This window comes from Spirosoma horti, assembly GCF_054776595.1.
In genome coordinates this window covers 287,605-305,959 of sequence record NZ_BAAHBQ010000003.1, presented here as the reverse complement: position 1 = coordinate 305,959, position 18,355 = coordinate 287,605, and the positions used below count along the sequence as shown (strand labels likewise).

Annotated in this window: 12 protein-coding genes; 6 read left to right on the top strand and 6 right to left on the bottom strand. The window is 50.2% G+C overall.

What is annotated here, in order from left to right:
• Positions 1-48: 48 nt before the first annotated feature.
• The 4 genes from ACYVAM_RS09145 to ACYVAM_RS09130 all read left to right on the top strand — a co-directional run bounded on the left by ACYVAM_RS09145 (position 49) and on the right by ACYVAM_RS09130 (position 6,284).
• Complete coding sequence (locus tag ACYVAM_RS09145; RefSeq protein ID WP_461066129.1) at positions 49-1,077, top strand: NYN domain-containing protein; 1,029 nt, start codon at positions 49-51, stop codon at positions 1,075-1,077.
• The gene (gene pabB / locus ACYVAM_RS09140; RefSeq protein ID WP_461066127.1) at positions 1,077-2,426 is read left to right on the top strand and encodes an aminodeoxychorismate synthase component I; all 1,350 of its coding nucleotides are present in this window, start codon (positions 1,077-1,079) and stop codon (positions 2,424-2,426) included. The genes ACYVAM_RS09145 and pabB overlap by 1 nt, the downstream gene beginning before the upstream one ends.
• Before the next feature lie 230 nt (positions 2,427-2,656).
• Entirely contained in the window at positions 2,657-5,512 is a 2,856-nt protein-coding gene (locus ACYVAM_RS09135; protein ID WP_461066125.1) for a TonB-dependent receptor domain-containing protein, read from the top strand.
• Positions 5,513-5,531: 19 nt separating this feature from the next.
• Entirely contained in the window at positions 5,532-6,284 is a 753-nt protein-coding gene (locus ACYVAM_RS09130) for a GLPGLI family protein (protein WP_461066123.1), read from the top strand.
• A 75-nt stretch (positions 6,285-6,359) separates the two neighbouring features.
• Here ACYVAM_RS09130 and ACYVAM_RS09125 read toward each other — a convergent pair whose 3' ends face one another.
• Together ACYVAM_RS09125 and ACYVAM_RS09120 are read right to left on the bottom strand one after the other, a co-directional pair.
• Positions 6,360-9,794: a ThuA domain-containing protein gene (locus tag ACYVAM_RS09125; RefSeq protein WP_461066121.1), complete on the bottom strand. Its 3,435-nt coding sequence runs from the start codon at positions 9,792-9,794 to the stop codon at positions 6,360-6,362.
• A 159-nt stretch (positions 9,795-9,953) separates the two neighbouring features.
• Positions 9,954-10,730: an META domain-containing protein gene (locus ACYVAM_RS09120; protein ID WP_461066119.1), complete on the bottom strand. Its 777-nt coding sequence runs from the start codon at positions 10,728-10,730 to the stop codon at positions 9,954-9,956.
• 153 nt (positions 10,731-10,883) lie between these two features.
• On the opposite strand from ACYVAM_RS09120, the gene ACYVAM_RS09115 reads away from it, so the two are divergent.
• Positions 10,884-11,798: an LEA/WHy family protein gene (locus ACYVAM_RS09115; RefSeq protein WP_461066117.1), complete on the top strand. Its 915-nt coding sequence runs from the start codon at positions 10,884-10,886 to the stop codon at positions 11,796-11,798.
• Positions 11,799-12,033: 235 nt separating this feature from the next.
• Positions 12,034-13,320: an Hsp70 family protein gene (locus ACYVAM_RS09110; RefSeq protein WP_461066115.1), complete on the top strand. Its 1,287-nt coding sequence runs from the start codon at positions 12,034-12,036 to the stop codon at positions 13,318-13,320.
• A 41-nt stretch (positions 13,321-13,361) separates the two neighbouring features.
• Here the strand turns inward: ACYVAM_RS09110 and ACYVAM_RS09105 are convergent, their stop codons facing one another.
• The 4 genes from ACYVAM_RS09105 to ACYVAM_RS09090 form a co-directional block, all read right to left on the bottom strand.
• Positions 13,362-14,078, bottom strand: coding sequence for a hypothetical protein (locus ACYVAM_RS09105; protein ID WP_461066113.1), 717 nt, complete (start codon positions 14,076-14,078; stop codon positions 13,362-13,364).
• Between the two features lie 136 nt (positions 14,079-14,214).
• Positions 14,215-15,066 carry a LytR/AlgR family response regulator transcription factor gene (locus ACYVAM_RS09100; RefSeq protein WP_461066111.1) on the bottom strand — a complete coding sequence of 284 codons (852 nt, stop codon included), beginning with the start codon at positions 15,064-15,066 and terminating at the stop codon, positions 14,215-14,217.
• A gap of 41 nt (positions 15,067-15,107) precedes the next feature.
• Positions 15,108-16,679 (bottom strand): DUF1501 domain-containing protein, encoded by a 1,572-nt coding sequence (locus tag ACYVAM_RS09095; protein ID WP_461066109.1) that lies wholly within the window; start codon positions 16,677-16,679, stop codon positions 15,108-15,110.
• Positions 16,680-16,714: 35 nt separating this feature from the next.
• Positions 16,715-18,265 (bottom strand): DUF1800 domain-containing protein, encoded by a 1,551-nt coding sequence (locus tag ACYVAM_RS09090; RefSeq protein ID WP_461066107.1) that lies wholly within the window; start codon positions 18,263-18,265, stop codon positions 16,715-16,717.
• Positions 18,266-18,355 lie beyond the last annotated feature (90 nt).

Genomic DNA, 18,355 nt, shown 5'->3' with positions numbered 1-18,355 from the left:
CATTGACGTACATAATAAACATACACCTAATAACTCTTACTTAATAACATGCCAGCAGAAGCATCAAGACTGACCCGTATCGGGGTTTTTTATGACGGTAATTATTTTCTACATGTAAGCAATTATTATAACTATTCTCACGAACGTCGCAGTCGCATCAGCATTTCAGGCTTACACGCATTCATTCGTCGGCAGGTAGCCGAAGAGGAGGGCGTAAATGAACGGCTTTGCCAAATTGTGGACGCCCATTATTTTCGGGGGCGGCTCAATGCCCATGAAGCAAATCAACGGGGTAATCAACTGTTTTATGACCGCCTGTTTGATGATATTTTGATGTCGGAAGGGGTGGTAACCCATTATTTACCCGTAAAAACGTATCAGGGCTACCGGCAGGAAAAAGGCATCGATGTATGGCTGGCGCTGGAGGCTTTTGAGCTTGCCCAGTACAAGAAATTCGACGTTGTCGTGCTGATTACGTCGGATGGCGATTACGTGCCGCTGATCCGGAAGCTCAACACCCTCGGCTCACGAATTATGGTCTTGAGCTGGGATTTTGAATTCCTGAACGAGCAGGGAGAAAAGCAGGTGACCCGCACATCGCAGGATTTACTGGAAGAAGTTTCGTATCCGGTAGCCATGCATGGCCTGATCGATGACCGGAGCCGCCGAAACGATGTAATCATTCAGAACCTGTTTGTGAAACAGCAGGCACGGCCAACGTTTACGGCGGTGTCTGGATCTGGCAATGGAAGTTCGTTCAGTAATGGAAACAGCTTTGGCGAACTCAGTGCGGGTGATGCCTATGAAGAAGCGTATCCCGCATCCGGTGAGCCGAATTATAACCTCGCCGACACAGTAGACGATGACCCGGAAGGACGGAAAATCAGTACGATCCGCAGCCTCAAAACAGGCTATGGTTTTGTCAATTATCCGCCTAACAACCTGTTTTTTCACTATACGAGCCTGATCGATACGGACTTCAATGAACTACAGGTAGATGATGAGGTCGAATTCACCGTTGGCCGTAATGCCGAAGGGAAAGATATCGCTATCGATGTGCGGCTGTTACCTGTCTAATGATGAATAGTGTTCGTGTGTCGGTCGAAGATCTGTCAAGCTGGCGTTGGCAGGCATTGGCCTGGGCAATTGCCGAAGAGACTCACGAAGACGGTTTTATTGCCTTCCTGAATAATAACGGGATTGATTACCCGAATGACCCCTTTCCCAACCGGCTTTTTGTCGGGGCGAAACGGGTCATTTCGTTTTCGGGGGAGACAGCTGCGGATCGCGATGTGTTTGACGTACTGCAGCAGGCCCACCGCGAAAAACCGGCCTATCTGGTCGGTTATTTGGGCTACGACCTAAAAAATCAACTGGAGAACCTCAGCAGCCGAAACCCGGATCGACTTCAGTTTCCGGATGCTTATTTTGTTGAGCCAGCATGGATTATTGATTTTGAGCAATCCGACGTTTTAGGTGATGCGCTGATCATACAGGGGGAGGGCGATACTGGTGCTTTGCTAAAGCAATTACGGTCATTCAATCCGGCTGCTTCCCCAGTAGCTTTGCCTGATTCTCCGCCCATCATTCAATGCCGGGTGTTACCGGAAGAGTATTTGGCTACTGTTCGCCGGATTCAGGATCACATTCGGGCGGGCGATGTCTATGAATTGAATTATTGCATTGAGTTTTTTATTCAGCAGGCTGCCCGTCTGGACCCCCTGCAAACGTATCGTGCCTTGACTGAGCGGTCCCCCATGCCGTTTTCGAGTTTTGTGAAGATGGGTGACCGGTATGTGATGGGTGCTTCGCCCGAACGGTTTTTGAAGAAAACGGGCAGCCAGGTTTTATCGCAACCCATTAAAGGCACCGTCCGGCGCGGACAAACGCCCGACGAAGACATGGCCCTGCGCGCTTACCTGCTTAACTCGGAGAAAGAGCGGGCCGAAAACCTGATGATTGTTGATCTGGTCCGGAACGACCTCGCCCGTAGTGCCAAAACGGGTTCGATAGGGGTCGATGAATTATTCGGTATCTACGGATTTCAGCACGTTTTTCAGATGATTTCGACGGTTTCGGCCACGCTTCACGAACGCGTTTCCTGGGCCGAAGCCATTCGAAATGCCTTTCCCATGGGGAGTATGACCGGAGCGCCCAAAATTCGCGCCATGCAGTTGATCGATGAGCTGGAAGTTAGTCGGCGGGGGGTGTATTCGGGCGCGATCGGCTTTGTAACCCCCGATGCGGATTTTGATTTCAGCGTCGTTATCCGAACGCTGCTTTACAATGCCCAAAGCCAGTATGCGTCTTTCTCGGTCGGGAGTGCTATTACCTACGAGGCCGAACCGGAGCAGGAATGGGAGGAATGTTTATTGAAAGCCCAAGCCATTCGTGATGTTCTGAACTCATCTTTTTCGATCCGTTAGCGCCACTTTCTAAAAAGTTGGCCTGCCCGTGTGGAATTTTCTACAGAAAGTCATCTTATAGGCTGGCGTCTGCAACGCTTTTGCTCTAAAGTGACTCATTATCAGTAGTGTTAGCCATTAACTAAATTTACTACTATAAATTTAGTTAAAAATCGTTAACGGTATGAGCATTTGCCGCTATTGCGCTTAGCTTTGCTACCCTTACACCTCAACCTTTTACCTTTTTCCGGATGAAAAACTTCTTCCTGCTGGCTATGCTATGCCTGCTCTCTGCCACACTCTCTGCACAAAGTCCACCCGGTATAACGCGTTTTACACTACAGGGCCGAGCCGTTGACACTTCAGCTGCACCGTTGGCTTCATCAACGGTTATGCTGTTGAACGCTAAAGATTCATCGCTTGTCAACTTCACCCGTACGGGCGACAATGGTGCGTTTTCCTTCAAAAATCTTAAAGTTGGTACCTATGTGCTGAAAGTATCCTTTGTTGGTATGATTCCATATAACCAGGTCATCAAGCCAGCCACAGAGGCCGTCGTTGATCTCGGTGCCTTGAAGCTAAAACCCATTACAAGAGAATTAATGGAGGTTGTTGTCAGAACGGCGAAGGCTCCACTGACGATAAAGGGTGACACAATCGAGTATAATGCCAGCTCATTCAAAGTGCCGCCGGGCTCAACCGTCGAGGATTTACTGCGTAAACTGCCCGGTGTGCAGATCGATCAGGACGGCAACATCCGGGCGCAGGGCCAGGAAGTGAAGAAAGTGACGGTAGATGGCAAGAGTTTTTTTGGCAATGATCCCAAGCTAGCAACCAAAAATCTACAGGCTGAGGCCATTACCAAAGTGCAGGTCTTCGACGATAAAACAGAGCAGGCCAAACTAACGGGTATAAATGACGGTAAGAAAGAAAAAACCGTTAATCTGGAACTGAAAGAGGAGTTTAAAAAAGGCGGCTTTGGCAAAGTAACAGCTGGCGCCGGACCTGCCTCCAACAACGTATCCACCCGGTTTGATGGGAAGGGCATTTACAATAAATTCGACAGTAAGCAGCAGTTTTCGGCTATATTATTAGGCAATAACACGAACCAGCAAGGGCTTTCATTTAACGATTACCAGGATTTCCGGGGTAGTAATGCCTTCAATGTCAATGACAACGCCGATTTTGGCTTCAGCGGGGCGAATCGCTATCTTTATTTTGGTGATGATCAGGAAAGCCTGACCGTTCCCGTTGGCGGGGGCGAAGGACGAGGCTTTTCAAAAAACACAGCGGGTGGCCTCAACTACAACTACGACACTAAGAAAACCAAGCTTAGCACCAGCTACTACTTCAACCAAACACGGGTCGACCTGAACGCGCTTCGGGAAAACAAGCGGTATCTGCCCGGTGAACAATCGCTACGGACAACGGATACCAGCAATCAGTCCAATCTGAACACAAACCACCGGGTAAGCTTTCGGTTTGAGAAACAACTCGATTCCATGCAGACGATGGTGGTAATCAGCAATGCCCGGATTGGAAGCGGCAACAGCAATCTGCAAAGTCTGCAACGGGTTTTTCTTAACGCAGGTGCGGGTAGTGAAGTGCCGACAACCAACAGTCAGTCGCTGAATAACACCTCAGCAAACCAGTTTGCCATAGTTAGTACATTGCTGTACCGGTTGAAGCTTAAAAAGAAGGGACGTAGTTTAGCCGCCAGCGGTACCTTTCAGACCAATTCCAATGATGGTGATTTACTACTGAAGGCCCGAAACGAGTTTTATCAGGCCACCAGCGTCAACGACATGCTGCGGGTATTGAATCAGGATCAGGGAACCAATTCGCGGAGCAACCAGTACAAAGCTAACCTGCTGTATGTCGAGCCATTTGGAAAAAAATACACCTGGGAAACCTTCTATAATTTCAGCTTGCGCAATGATGAAGTTGACCGCGATGTGGTGAACCTTGACGACAGCCGCCGACGCATCGACTCACTGAGCTTGTATTACAAGAATAACTACCTGTTCAACCGGTTAGGCAGCAGTTTACGGTATGCGTTCAAGGGGCTAAACATCTCGGCCGGGGTAGCCGGGCAGCAATTCCATCTCGACGGGAAATTTGCCCGTGATCAGGGCCAGCCGCTTCAATCTATCCAGCGAACGTATACGACAGTCATACCGAACGTAGCACTTAACTACTCCTTAAAAAACAACCGATCCCTCTACGCTGGCTATGACGTAGGCGTTCAGATACCCTCATCGCGGGACTTACAGCCGGTTACGACGAACAGTAATCCATTATTCGTGAGCCGGGGAAATCCTAATCTGTTGCCTCAGCTCAATCATAACCTTAGTGCTTACTTCAACTATTTCAATCCGGGTAGTTTTACCAACTTGTGGGCCAGTGTTTACACGACCTATTACGTGAATCAGATTGTGTATAGCCAGACGGTAGATCCTCAGACGAATATTGTCACCACCATGCCTGAAAACCTGACGGGTGGTCGTAATTTGGGAACGTATATGGGATTTGGCTTTCCAATCAAGAAGACCAAAGCCACGCTCAATATAAACACGCAGTTGAATTTTGGGCATAACCTGACGCGTATCAATTCGGTATTGAACGAAACCGACAACCAGAACTATTCGCTGGGTGGGCAGTTGGCCCTGACGCCCAAGGACTGGATTGCTTTTTACGGGAATGTCAACTTTGGGATTACCGATACCCGCTATTCGATCAACACGGCACAGAATCAGGTTATCTACAACAATACATTCCGTGGCGATCTGAACCTGCAACTGCCGGGTAGTTTCTTTGTCAATACCTCGCTCAATTACCGGGTATATAAGAACGAAAAGCTGAATTTCAATCAGCAGATTCCAATTCTGAATATGGCCGTTTACCACATTCTTGGGAAAGCCAAAAAAGCCGAAATTCGTCTGTCGGCCGTCGATCTGCTCAACCGAAACGTGGTCGTGTCGCAGTACGCCGGTCAGAACTACACGAGCACCGAGCGAATTCAGTCGCTGGCACGCTATTTCCTGCTTAGCATTACCTATAACATGCGGGGTGTACAGGGTAAAGTTCGCCGGGATGGCTTTTATTGATTTTAACTAACTCTGTATTATGAAAAATATAGTCATACTCCTGTGCCTGCTGACCAGTTCGGTAACAATCGCCCAGAAAACCGAAGGTGTCGTTACCTATGTTCGAAAAGAACATTGGCTGAAAATTACTAACCGCCTGACATTCCTGAGCCAGGAACAGAAAGATCGCGAAACCCAAACCTGGAAAAACTGGGAAGCGGAAAGCAAAGGGGACAAGATGAAACTGGCTTTCAGCCCAAGCGAAAGCCTATACACATACAATAGTGATGAACCGGAAGAAGGGGGGTACTCTAGGCGGAAATCGGAGTTCTACCTGTACCGTAATTTCGAGAAAGATAAAAAGACAGACATTATCGAAATGCTGGGTAAAACCTACATCGTTGATGATTCACTGCACGCGCCGGTCTGGAAAATCGGGAACCAGATTAAGGAGGTGGCTGGCTACATCTGCATGAAAGCTGAAACGGAAGACCCGATCAAGAAGCAGAAATTAACCGCCTGGTTTGCGCAGGATATACCTGTATCGGCTGGCCCTGAACGCATGAACGGCCTGCCCGGACTCATTCTTGAACTGGATGTTAATGATGGCGACGTAACAATTGAAGCCGTTAGTGTGGCCTTTCGTCCGCTCACGCCCGACGATCTGAAGCTGCCGAAGCAGAAAGGGAAGAAGTTAACTGATGCCGCCTATGATGACCTGATTAAGCAACATATTGCTGATCGGATAAGCGCCCGCCAAACTCCATATGGCTGGGCCGGAATCCGGTATTGATAGACTCATTTCAAACGAAAAGCGCCCCAACCAGTCCTGGTTGGGGCGCTTTTCGTTTTTACAGATGGAGTTCATTTACATGCCCTGTGTCGAGAACTGTACTTTATCGACTGCAAATAGCGGTTTCTGTTTGGCTTCGGGATTGATGAAAATCAGATAGAGCTTATGAACCCCCGAAACGGGTTGGCGGAAGGGGAGGTTAACTGCGCCTTCGGTGCCTTTCTTGACATCGGCTTCTCCAAGCAGGGTACCCGTGGGCGAATCGAGCCGCGCTTCGAGTTTACCACCCGCTACCTGATCGTTAGAGGCAAATACGGATGGTGAAATGCTTTGAATACCGGTTAGATCAATGTCGTTGAACACTAGATAGCTGCCCGATTTTGTGCCGATAGCGGCTGGCCCCAGTTTAGGAATGTCATACTGGAAAATATCCTGCTTGCCATCGGCCGAAACCGCTTTTACAGATGGCGACCGCAGGGCTAGTGACGTTGAGCCCGTCAATGGACCAATCGCACCGTTGCCCCGGTCGGTATAGCTGGCGGTCAGGATGTATGAGCCGTCCTTCTTTTGTTGAGCGGGTACATAATCACCGGCTAATGGCTGACGGTTCGCTTTCTTTTCGTCGGCTAGGGAAAGAATATAGCGTACCATATCGGTCGCTTCGCTTTCTTTCAGTTGAGGGTGCGCACTCATGGCTTGTTCGCCCCAAACGCCACCGCCACCCGTAATAACTTTGCGCGCCAGTTTTCCTTCGATCTGGAAAGCACCTTTGTATTTCTTGGCAACATCCATATAGGCCGGTCCAATCGATTTTTTGTCGATAGCATGACAGGCTTTGCAATCGCTCAGCTCGATCAGGCGTTTACCCGACGAGAAGCCCAAATTAGCCTGGTGGCCCTGTGCCAGCATCGTTTTGTCGAAACCTTCGAGGTAGTCGATCGTCATGGTCACATCCTCGGGGCTAATGCCTTTCTGTAAGGTGCCATCTTCTTTATCCATAACCTTTACCGAATACTTAACCGGTTTGTCAGGAAAGTAAAACGTCTTGTTTCCGGCTACGGCTACTTCCACTTTTGGCTCGTCGTTACCAACCTTTATCTCCATGGTTTTCGTGGCTACATGTCCGGCGGCATCGGTCACTGTTAGCGTGGCCGGATAGGTACCTGGCTTACTGAACGTAACTGTAGGGTTTGGCGTCGACTGCTTGGGCATGCCGTTTCCGAACGACCAGGCATATTTCAGGGCATCGCCATCATAGTCCATTGATCCTTTCGAGTCGAATTTCACCGTCAATGGAGCTGAACCAACCGTTTTGCTGGCGCTGGCCATGGCAACGGGTTTACGGTTGCCCGCATTATAGGTAATGCGCGACAGGCGGGCGTCGGCATTGGCAGCAAACCACTGTTGCCCATACTCAAGGGTGTAGAGAGAGCCGTCATTGGCAAACTGCATGTCGATCACGTGCGAGAACTTCGTGCTAGGCATGAACGTCTCCATCTTCACAAAGTCACCGTTTTTTTCCATCGTTACCGGGTGAATCCAGTCACGCATCCAGTCGTAGGCGAAGAATTTGCCATCGTAAGCGCGGGGAAACTTCACCGCCGATTCGGCATAATCATCGTAGTAATAAACCGGGCCACCCATGGCATTACGACCACCTTTACCGACAATCGGGCCAAACTCGGGCGAGTCGGCGTAGGGGTAGTAAATAAACGCTTTTTGTGCCGGAGGAAGCTCCGTCAGGCCCGTGTTGTGTGGCGAGTTATTGATCGGCTTCATCGGGTCGAACAGCGCCCCTGTGGTGCTATCCGCGAAATTACGGGCATTATACGGCCGGTTATCGGCCACGAACAGCGGCCAGCCGAAGTAACCCGCCTTGCGCGCCTGGTTCATCTCATCATGACCACGGGGGCCATATTTCTCGCTGTTTTCACCGGCATCAGGACCCACTTCGCCCCAGTACAGGAAGCCCGTGCGCTGATCGACCGAAATACGGTAGGGGTTACGGTTGCCCATGACATAAATCTCGGGGCGGGTTTTAGGCGTGCCTTTTGGAAATAGGTTGCCTTCGGGAATGGTGTACGTGCCATCTGCTTCGGGATGGATACGCATGATCTTTCCGCGCAGATCATTGGTGTTGCTCGACGTTAAACGGGCATCCCAGCCGCTACGGCCCGGTCGGTTGTCGATGGGTGCAAACCCATTAGAGTTGAACGGGTTCGTATCGTCACCGGCCGATAAATAAAGGTTTCCTTTCCGGTCCCAGGCGATCGAACCGCCCGTATGGCAGCAGCCATCGCGTTTGACGGGAATCGTCAACAGAACTTTTTCAGTGCTCATCAGTAGGGTATCCTTTACATCATCATACACAAACCGCGACAAGTGTTGAGCCGTATCTGCTACCGTTTTGCCCGTTATCGGCGAGTAATAGGCATATACCCATTTGTTTTGTTTGAAGTTCGGGTCAACGTTCAGACCCATCAGACCGTATTCAAACTTGGTGAATACGGGGAAGTTGGCAACCACTTTCACCGCCTTCGTTTTGGGATCGTACAATTTCAATGCGCCCTTCCGTTCTGCGAACAGTACTTTACCATTGTCGAGTACGACCAACTCGGTTGGCTCATCCAGATTAGCTGTCAGCACTTGCCGATCGAATCGGTTTTCTTCGGGGAAAGGTTGTGTTTTGGCCTGACCGAATTTCAGGCTAGTCGCCATAACGGATTTGATGCCGCCCAGAATATGCTGCAGAAACAGCGGATCGCTATACGACTCATCGGTGTGGCCACCGCCTGTGTAGAATGCCTTACCGCCCTCGAAATCATGATGCCAGATAAAGGGGTGATTATCGCCGTTTTTGCCGCCTTCGTAGGTTTTCTCATCCAGTTTGCCCAGTACTTTCAGGTCCGGCTGAATGTTCTTGTAGCTATACCACTCGTCCCAGCGTTTCCAGCGGTCGGGCAGCATCTTGGTCGACGGGTGATTTTTGTCGATAATCTCAATTTCAGCATTCTGCTGTTTGGGGTGATTCAGGAACCAGGCGCCCGCCAGTTTATTATACCAGGGCCAGTCGTATTCGGTATCGGCGGCAGCGTGAATGCCCACATAGCCGCCCCCTGCCTGAATGTATCGTTCAAAAGCGGCCTGCTGCGCATCATCGAGCACATCACCAGTGGTACTGAGCCAGATTACGGCGCTGTACTGCTTGAGGTTAGCTTCGGTAAACTTCGAGGCATCTTCGGTCGTATCGACGGCAAAATTATTCTCCTTGCCGAGTTTCATAATCGCCAGTTTTCCAACTGGAATAGAGGCATGACGATAGCCTTTGGTTCTGGAAAAGACCAGTACACGATTCAGCGCAACGGAATTTTGTGTCGATACCACCGTCGATTTGCTGGTTACACGTTTGGCCGCCGTTTGGGCCTCAGCAGGCAGCATTATGCCGGGCACAGCCGTTGCCAGCACGCCCGCCAGCAGCAAGGCGCGGGCGGGAAGCCGTAGGTTTTTCATAGAGTTTTTCAATTTATGCAGATTGCTTGGGTAGACTATGAAGAAAATCGAAAGGTTAACTTATTTGGTGATCCGATTGACTTTTATTGAGAAACAAATATAAACAAAAAGCGAACGCTATCGTGTAGCCGCTCGCTTAAAATAAAGGGTAATTAGCGGTTAATCTACTTTCTTGAATGTCATGATCGGTTTCCCTTTCGACAGGAAAGTTAACTGGCCTTCGCCAATTCGATAGGTCAATGGATGGGTTAACTCGCTCAGGAATTTGCTTTCAATAGGAGCAATACTACTGTCGCAAGCCATTCGTGTAGTGGCCAGTGGCCCGAACAGAATCTGACGCGTGTCGGCCTTGATTGTGCCATTGAGTCGGTTGCAACCGGTTGTGCCCGTAACACGGCCCTCAGAGAGGGAAATCTCCAAACGGGGCGCTTCCTTGCGGGGGCCACCAGCCACGATCGGACTGCCTTCCAATTCGGTGAGTACCCAGATATCGTTCAGTAACGCGAGTTGCCGCAGGGAAGCGCCACAGCCTACGTAACTTTTACCCCGAAAATCGACTTCGACCCGGTAATCATACCGTTGGCCGGATAACTTATCCACGCAACTATCAGGTCGAAATACGATGTTGATCCGGTTCGAGTCGGTGCCGGTGCTGAACCGAATCAAACCGTCTGAGTCAGGCTGGCGCTCGGGAGCCGGTGTTGTGAGGCTGTCGCCGTTTTGCCCTTTGAATCGCAGGAAATTCTTTGATGCGTTGATGGTCAATGACCAGGCCGGATTGTTGCCGATCGCGACGAGGTCGTCTCCTGATTTTAATTGCTGGCTATAATCGGTAATGTTTACCTGATTGGCGGGCGTAAGCATAGACGCAAATTGGGTGGACGGACGGCGACAGGCAGCGGTCAGAAGCAGCATGCCAAGCAAAGCAGTTCGCATGGTAGTTTAACGAATGAGTTGTGTATATAAGACCGGCATGCCGTCAAAAAGTTTAACCCATTCTGAAAGGATACAGTACCTAATAACCTGCCCAAAATCTGAACACCAACGTTAACGCAGTTGTTGCTCCTTCTTATTAACCAATAACGCGTTATGAAAAAGGGAGGGTTAGTTGTGCTCGTGCTGTTGCTCATTGGCGGCATAGGAGCCTATATCTGGTACCGGAATATCAGGGATAAGGAAACAAGTACCGGTAAGCCGTATGATAATACGATGAAGCCGCGTCTGGAAATGAGTCGATTCGCCATTACAGACATCGATGAAGATACCATCCGGATGAACCTGTATATGCTCATCGACAATCCATTGCCGGTTGGTTTCAAATCCCCCAAACTGGATTATACGTTCTTTATCGCCAATACACCCGTGATGGTCGATGCGTATAAAAAGCCAATTCAGGTAAAATCGGGGGATAGTACACTGGTTGTGTTGCCCGCTAAGCTGGTGTATAAAAAAATGATCAAGGTGCTCGAAACCCTCGACCGAAAAGACATCGATAGTACCAATTATAAAATGCAGGCGAAATTTGCCCTCGATGTGCCTATTCTGGGCCAGAAAACATTTGTGACGACGGTGGATAAACGAATGCCAACGCTTTATCTGCCGAAGGTCAAAATCGATGACATCGACTTTGGAAAGCTGGGCCTGAAGCGAACTGATGTGGCGGCTAAAGTAAGCATTACCAATAGAAATAAAATGCCCTTCAACATTACCGATGCGCACTATACGGTGGTTATCGATGGTAAAGAAATCGCGGATGGAGCCCAGCCCGAGCCAATTCTAATAAAAGCACAGGCCACAACGCCCGTCGTCTTTCCGGTAACGGCGCATCCGGGTAAAACGCTGAGCGTGTTGCCTAAGATGTTGTTCGATAAGAAAGACACGCCCTATTCGGTTAAGTTCCGCTGCAAGCTTATCGACAAAAAAGGCAATTCATCATTCGCCAACAGCACCTTTGCTTCGACAATTACCGGCACATTAGACGATTTCAAGAAATTGAAGAAGTAGCTGGTTTGGGATTCGTGGTGTAAGGGATTGGTTAATTTGAGCCAATAAGCCACAGCAATATTGCGTAATAGACAAACTTGCTCTATACTCTACTAAGCTTCTGATACCAAAATCATATTTTAGAAGTAGATTTGCGCCCTTTTATTTGATAAAAGTCGTGCATCGCCAGTTCGGTTTCACTAGTTGCGCCTGCCGCAGCCAGGTGTTTGCACGACGATAGTTGAAACGGACGGAAATGACGATAATCTCCTGCGGTATAGATTTTGGTACATCAAACTCAAGTATAGCCATTGACAAGAACGGCGAAGTCGGGCTGGTTCCGGTCGAGCAGACGCATCTGACTATACCCAGCGCTCTATTCTTCCGGGGCGACGATAACAAGCCATTTTATGGCCGAGCAGCCATCAATATGTTTCTGGATCGACAACCGGGGCGTTTCATGCGGAGCTTGAAGCGGGTGCTGGGCACGTCGCTCATGAAACAGGGAACCGTTGTCAATGGCGCTGCTATGAATTTCCCGACTATTATAGCCTCGTTCATAAAGCAACTGAAAGATAAAGCCGACGCGGCAGCCGGTCAGGAAATTGAGCACGTGGTGATGGGTCGCCCGGTTCACTTCGTTGATAATGACCCGGCCGCCGACAGCCGGGCACAGGATGAGCTTCGGGCCATTGCTCAGCGCATTGGCTTCAAATACATTGAATTTCAGTTTGAGCCGATCGCTGCAGCCTTTGCCCATGAAGTTAAACTGATTGGTGAAAAACTGGCGATCGTGGTCGATCTGGGTGGAGGAACTTCGGATTTTACGGTGATCAGGCTGTCGAAAAATTCCATCCATAAAACGGATCGATCTTCGGATATTTTGGCCAGCACAGGTGTTCGGATTGGCGGCAACGATTTCGATAAAGAGCTGAGTCTGGCGGCCATCATGCCCGAATTGGGTTACCGGAGTACGTATGGGGCTAAAAATCTCGAAGTGCCCTTAAAGCAGTACCACGACCTGGCTGAATGGAGTAAGGTCAACTTTCTCTACACACCAAAATTGATTACGCAAACCCGGCAGCTGCTGCACGAATCGCACGATAAAAAGCGCTACGGTCGGCTGCTGCATGTACTTGAACACGAAACGGGGCACACACTTTTGGCCGCTTCTGAAGAAACAAAAATTGCCCTTACCGGCAATAAAGAGCACAAAGCATCCTTCGACTTTATTGAGGAAGATTTCTCTATATTGATAAGACGCGACCTGTTTGAAAAGGCTATCGAAGAAGAAGTTGAGAAAATAGCCGATTCGGCCAGGCAGTGTCTGCAGGATGCGGGCGTTCGGCGGGAAGCCATTGACCTGGTCATTCTTACGGGCGGCTCCACCGAAGTGCATTCGATCCAAGTGGCCTTTAAAGAACTATTTCCGAATGCCGCCATCGCCGATGAGAACAAGCTCTCCAGCGTTGGTCTTGGGCTGGCTTACGATAGCCAGAACCGATTCGGGAAGGCCAGTCAATCCGCTCAGCTTTCCAACTAATTGCTTGCTCTTCTCTGTTTTACAGGCTAGCCATTGGTTCGTTAAGACCGGGCCATGACCAATCGCCGAATGGCCACTAAGTGCCCCAGAAGCACTGTTGGAACCACAAAACCAGGTAGCCAGATAAAGGGAAATTTCAGAATTGCTACGTTAGGCTGCTCATGGGCAAATTGCTGAAAAGGCAATGGTGTCGATAGGATCGCGTATGTGACGACATTGATCAGAAGCAGTAGAGCCAGCACGTTCCAGAGCAAAAGCCATCGCGTTGACAGGACTGGGCGATTAAAGGAAAAATAAGCCACCAGCGGTGCCGTCAGACCGGCTATGATATCAACGTTGCGCCCTTCAAACGTTATCAACTGCGGAACTTGATGGTGAACAAATAAGCCATACAGGACGATCTCCACCGGCACTCGAACGGTATTCAGGTAAGTAATCGCCGGGAGTGATAGCGCATCCAGAAACCGGCGCCCGCCCCGCGAGACGAACAAGGTAATGATCAGCAGAATCGGAAGTACCACCGCCAGTGGCAGCCGGGGTGGTCGTGCATTCAGGTTGAGGAAAAAGTCCTGACTAGCCAATAAGCCTAACACAAATAGCCAGATGAGCAAGCCCATCAGTATAGGAAATGTACGTTTGGGCATAGATTGCCGAACGGCCATCAGGAAGGCAAATAAAGTCAGCGCCGTTGTCAGGGCGAAGCAAACAGCCAGCCAGAGGGGTGGCTTTGTGAGCAGATACACTAAATTGGGTTGCATGGTTTCCGATAGTTTATGCGGGGCTAACAGCCCGGTATGCAAAGGAAACACCGCCAAAGTGGCTATTACGACTGCAGGAGCGGCATAATCAACGAAAGGTAGCCAATGCTGGCATGAATGGTCAAGCAACTTCAATTTACCGGAACCACTTTTTGAACTGGGCGCTCCGATAGCGACTTACAATGACTCGTTCGTGGGGATCGTTCTTGTGCAAAGCCGGCATAAGGCCTACTAAAAGCTTTTGATTGACATCATCCTGTACAAATCGAATGGCGTTCAGGTTGACAATAAATTGCCGACTGAGTTGAAAGAAAGAAGTTTCCGGCAACAGATCGCCCAGCTTTGTGAAAGACGTGTAGGCGGTTGTCAGTTGCTGCCCGTCGGACTTGATGAGTAATACCAGCCCTCCTGTAGAATAAAAATAAGCGATCTCGTCGGGCCGTAGACGCCATTGCCCGTTCCCAGCCTCAACCCGAAGTAAGTCTTCCGAATGAGCAGGCGCAAGTCGCGTCAGTTGATTAGTTAACTCCTGAGTAGTCTGCTGCTTTTCGAGGTAGATAGTCTGGATAAGATACAGGCCAACATACGCTCCATTTACCACGGTGGCAATGGTCGCACAAACAAATATGCCCGAAATGACAGTCGGGTATAAAGGCCAGGCGCCACTATAAAGCCTGATAGCCAGGGGGAACACTATTGAAAATGTGGTCATTGTGGCCAGGCCGCCAAAAATGATTTGCCGCCGAATTCGCTTTGCCGGATTTTTATAGAAAGGTAGTTGCTGATCCAGTCGCCGAAAAATAGCCAGATTTACTTCCCAACAGCTTAACATGACGGTGGCTACGGTCAGAAAGTAAGGCCACGGGAACTGATAATTGATTTCTGATGGAAAACGGCGGTAAAATACGAGGTGCGCTGCGACAAAGGCAGCTATCGGCACCACAAGGAACCGGGCATAAAGGTGTTGCCTACGCGTAAGAGGGGCCATTGGCTCAATCGAATTAACGCAAACAAGGTAACGAATAATTATTACCGGGCCACGGATAGTCGCTTCGTTAACAAGCCCTGACTCGTCTCTACCTGCAATACATAATTGCCAACGGGCAGATTTCCCACGTTAAACCGAACGGAACCCGGCGCTGACTGCACGGGATTCAACGGCATTAGCCGCCCCTGCATATCCGAAACCTGGGCCGATTTCAGCCCTTTTACCAGCCAGTCCGATTCAAGAACCAGGTCACCCGATGCCGGATTGGGATAGAGCCGGGTACCGGTTTCTGTCGGGTCAAGGGCCGTAACCACCTGCGGAGCTCTGAAGACAGTAGCCACCGGGAAATCCCGAAACAAGGCGGCTGTTTCGGTGCTGGCATCGGTACTAAACCAGTCCGTGAGAATAGCCGCGTACACCTGCCGGAAATCGGTCTGCATTTTCAGGTTGTTGTTGTCCAGATCGCTGAGGTTCGGGTTTTTGCCCACCATGGGTGATTTGATAGCTGTTCCGAACACAAACATGGGTGCCGAAGTGCCATGGTCCGTACCGCGACTACCATTGGAAATGGCTCGTCGGCCAAACTCCGAAAAGGTCATGCCCACCACCCGGTCTTCCAGTTTCAACTGGGCCAGGTCGGTCTGAAAAGCCAGCACAGCGTCGGATAGGGTGCGTAGTAAGTTCGCGTGTGTCCCCGTCGTGGTGTCCGTAGCATCGACCTGGTTGGCGTGGTTATCGAAACCACCCAGCGTCACATAATAAACCTTCGTTTGCAAGCCACCACTAATGAGCCGGGCAATGATTTTTAGCTGCGCTGCCAGCGAGTTCATTGCCGGATAGGTTGCCAGATTTTTCCCCTTTCCAGCGGCCGTTTTAATCTGACCGGCATAACTGACCGAACTGGCCTGTTGTTGCCGAATGTAATCAATCTGCTGGCCTGCATACCCTGACTGACTCGTAAGCGGATTTTTGGGTGTATCGCCCACCAGCCGGGCAAACGTGTCGGGGTCCTGTAGAACAATGGCCATGGAATCCGTGGGGCCAAGCAGCGAGGTAGTTGTAACGTAGCCAATCTGAATGGCTGGCGGATCGGGCATTTTCGTGGTTGGATAACTATCCGGAAAGCCGGGATATTGCTTGTCGAGGTAGCGGCCTGCCCAACCCGATGCGGCAGTTTGAGTAGAGTCAACGGCGGTCATCCAGATATCGCTGGCTCTGAAGTGCGAGAAGTTAGGCGTTGGATAGGATACGCCCTGAACAATGCTCAGTTTGCCGTCATTGAACAGTTGCTGCATGCCGGTCATGGCCGGGTGCAGGCCCGTTTGGGAAACGTTTCTAAGTCGAAGGGCTTTGGCTTCGGGAATGGCAATATTCCCCCGAAAGTTTGGCGCTGTATACACACTCATCTGATCGAGCGGAATGACCATGTTCAACCCATCATTGCCACCCTGCAACTGAATGATGACCAGCACCCGGTCCGTTTGATCGGCCAGATTTATGAGTGATTGCACAAATGACGACGGCCGCGCAAACGCCTTCGCTCCGAAGCCGTCAATAAGAACCGGAAGGACCAGCGATGAGGCTGCGTGCTGTAGAAAATTACGACGTTTCATGGGTTAATGAGCGAAATCTGGCCGCCGAAGTGGAGTTAACTTACCTGATACTCCGCCATGCGGAAAATATATTGCAGAAAAGCCGTCAGTTTTAACTGAACCGCCTGCTTTTTGGCGGTATCGGAGGGCGCGTTAATGTACTCATTCCATTCGCTGGTCCACTCGTAGCGGGGAATGGAGTTCAGCAGGATGGTATCCGTCAGAAAGTCTTTTTGCGTCTGGTCGAGCGAGAGCGCCAGCAGTTGCGTCGTAAAGTCGTTTACCAGCTTAGCGGCATCGCCGGGGTTGGAAAGCGTTTTGGCATACGCCAAAACGTCAATAGCTGGTTTGCCGTTTAGTTTCAGGGCATTGGTGGTGAGTGAGTCACCGAAATAGCCCCTCAGGCCGAGCGTTGTCGAGTTGATCCACTGCTGATAATAACCCGTTTGGTAGTAGGCTGTCCAGCCAAATACCGTTGGTGGATTCAGTAAATCCTGTTGCTCTTCCATAACGCGGGCATTTATATAACTGCCAATCTGGTAGAACCCCGTTATGTTTTGAGCCGGGGCGGGTGCCTGTAACCCCCAAAATCGGAACGTGCCGACCACCAGATCAGTAGGTGATTTGATGATGGCGCCCCGCAAGGCGTCATCGAAAAAGTGCTGGCTCTGTAAAAGAACGCTCATGACCGGCTTTATCTCGAAATTACTTTTCCGGAACAGATCGGCCAGCGGCTGAATGAAATTCGTTTCGACCGAGGCCGGAATATCGGCGTTGATAAACCAGCGATACAGTTTTCGGCAGATGTACCGGGGTGTTTCGCCGTTTTTGAGAATCATGTCGAGCAGGTCATTTAATTCGTCAAGGCCCGCTGTAGCCCCCGACCGCCCTTTGATTATGGTATTCTGGTAGGTAGCCGAGAATGTTTTGTCCGTGGTGTCGTGTCGGCTGGCCTTGAAGGAACTGCTGATGGGAGCATTGGTTATATCGCGGTACCCCGCATCTACCCAGCCGGTCAGGACTTTGGCGGCTGCCCTGACATCGTCTTCGGTGTAGCCGCCGTTACGCCCAATAGTAAAGAGTTCCTGAAGCTCGCGGGCGTAGTTCTCGTTGGCCGTGCCCACCAGATTCTGGTTTCCATTCAGAAACCGTAACATGGCCGGGTCCTGTGTAATGGCGACGGCGAACGATTTGAAATTGCCCAATGCAAATTGCCGGAGCAACGCATTGTATCGATACATATACCGATAATCATTAACCGTTGTGATATTGGTAACGAAGTGATTGGACCAGAACAGGGTCATCTTTTCGAGTAAAGACACCGGCTGATTGAGCATCAGATTAGCCCACCACATTTTGACGTATGTGTTCAGTTTACCGGCGTTGGCAGCGTTGAATGGCTGGTCATGAAATGGCTTGCTCGTGGCCGGATCGAGCGGAGGAGCAGGCGTTGGCTGGTCGGCCAGCAGAGTCGTAACGATCTGCGCGGCCGTTTGGCCGGTTAGCGTCTTGAGTTGCTCGGGGGTAGGGCCGAAGGTGGCCCTCCGAAGAAGGTGAGCGACCTGAGCCGCCGTTAGGGGCGTTGTGTACGCATCGAGTAGTGCCACCGCCTTATTGATTGAACGTTAGATCAGTAAATTAACTGACAGACAATAAAGTAAGCGATACGTTTAACAATTACGGTATAATTAACTGAC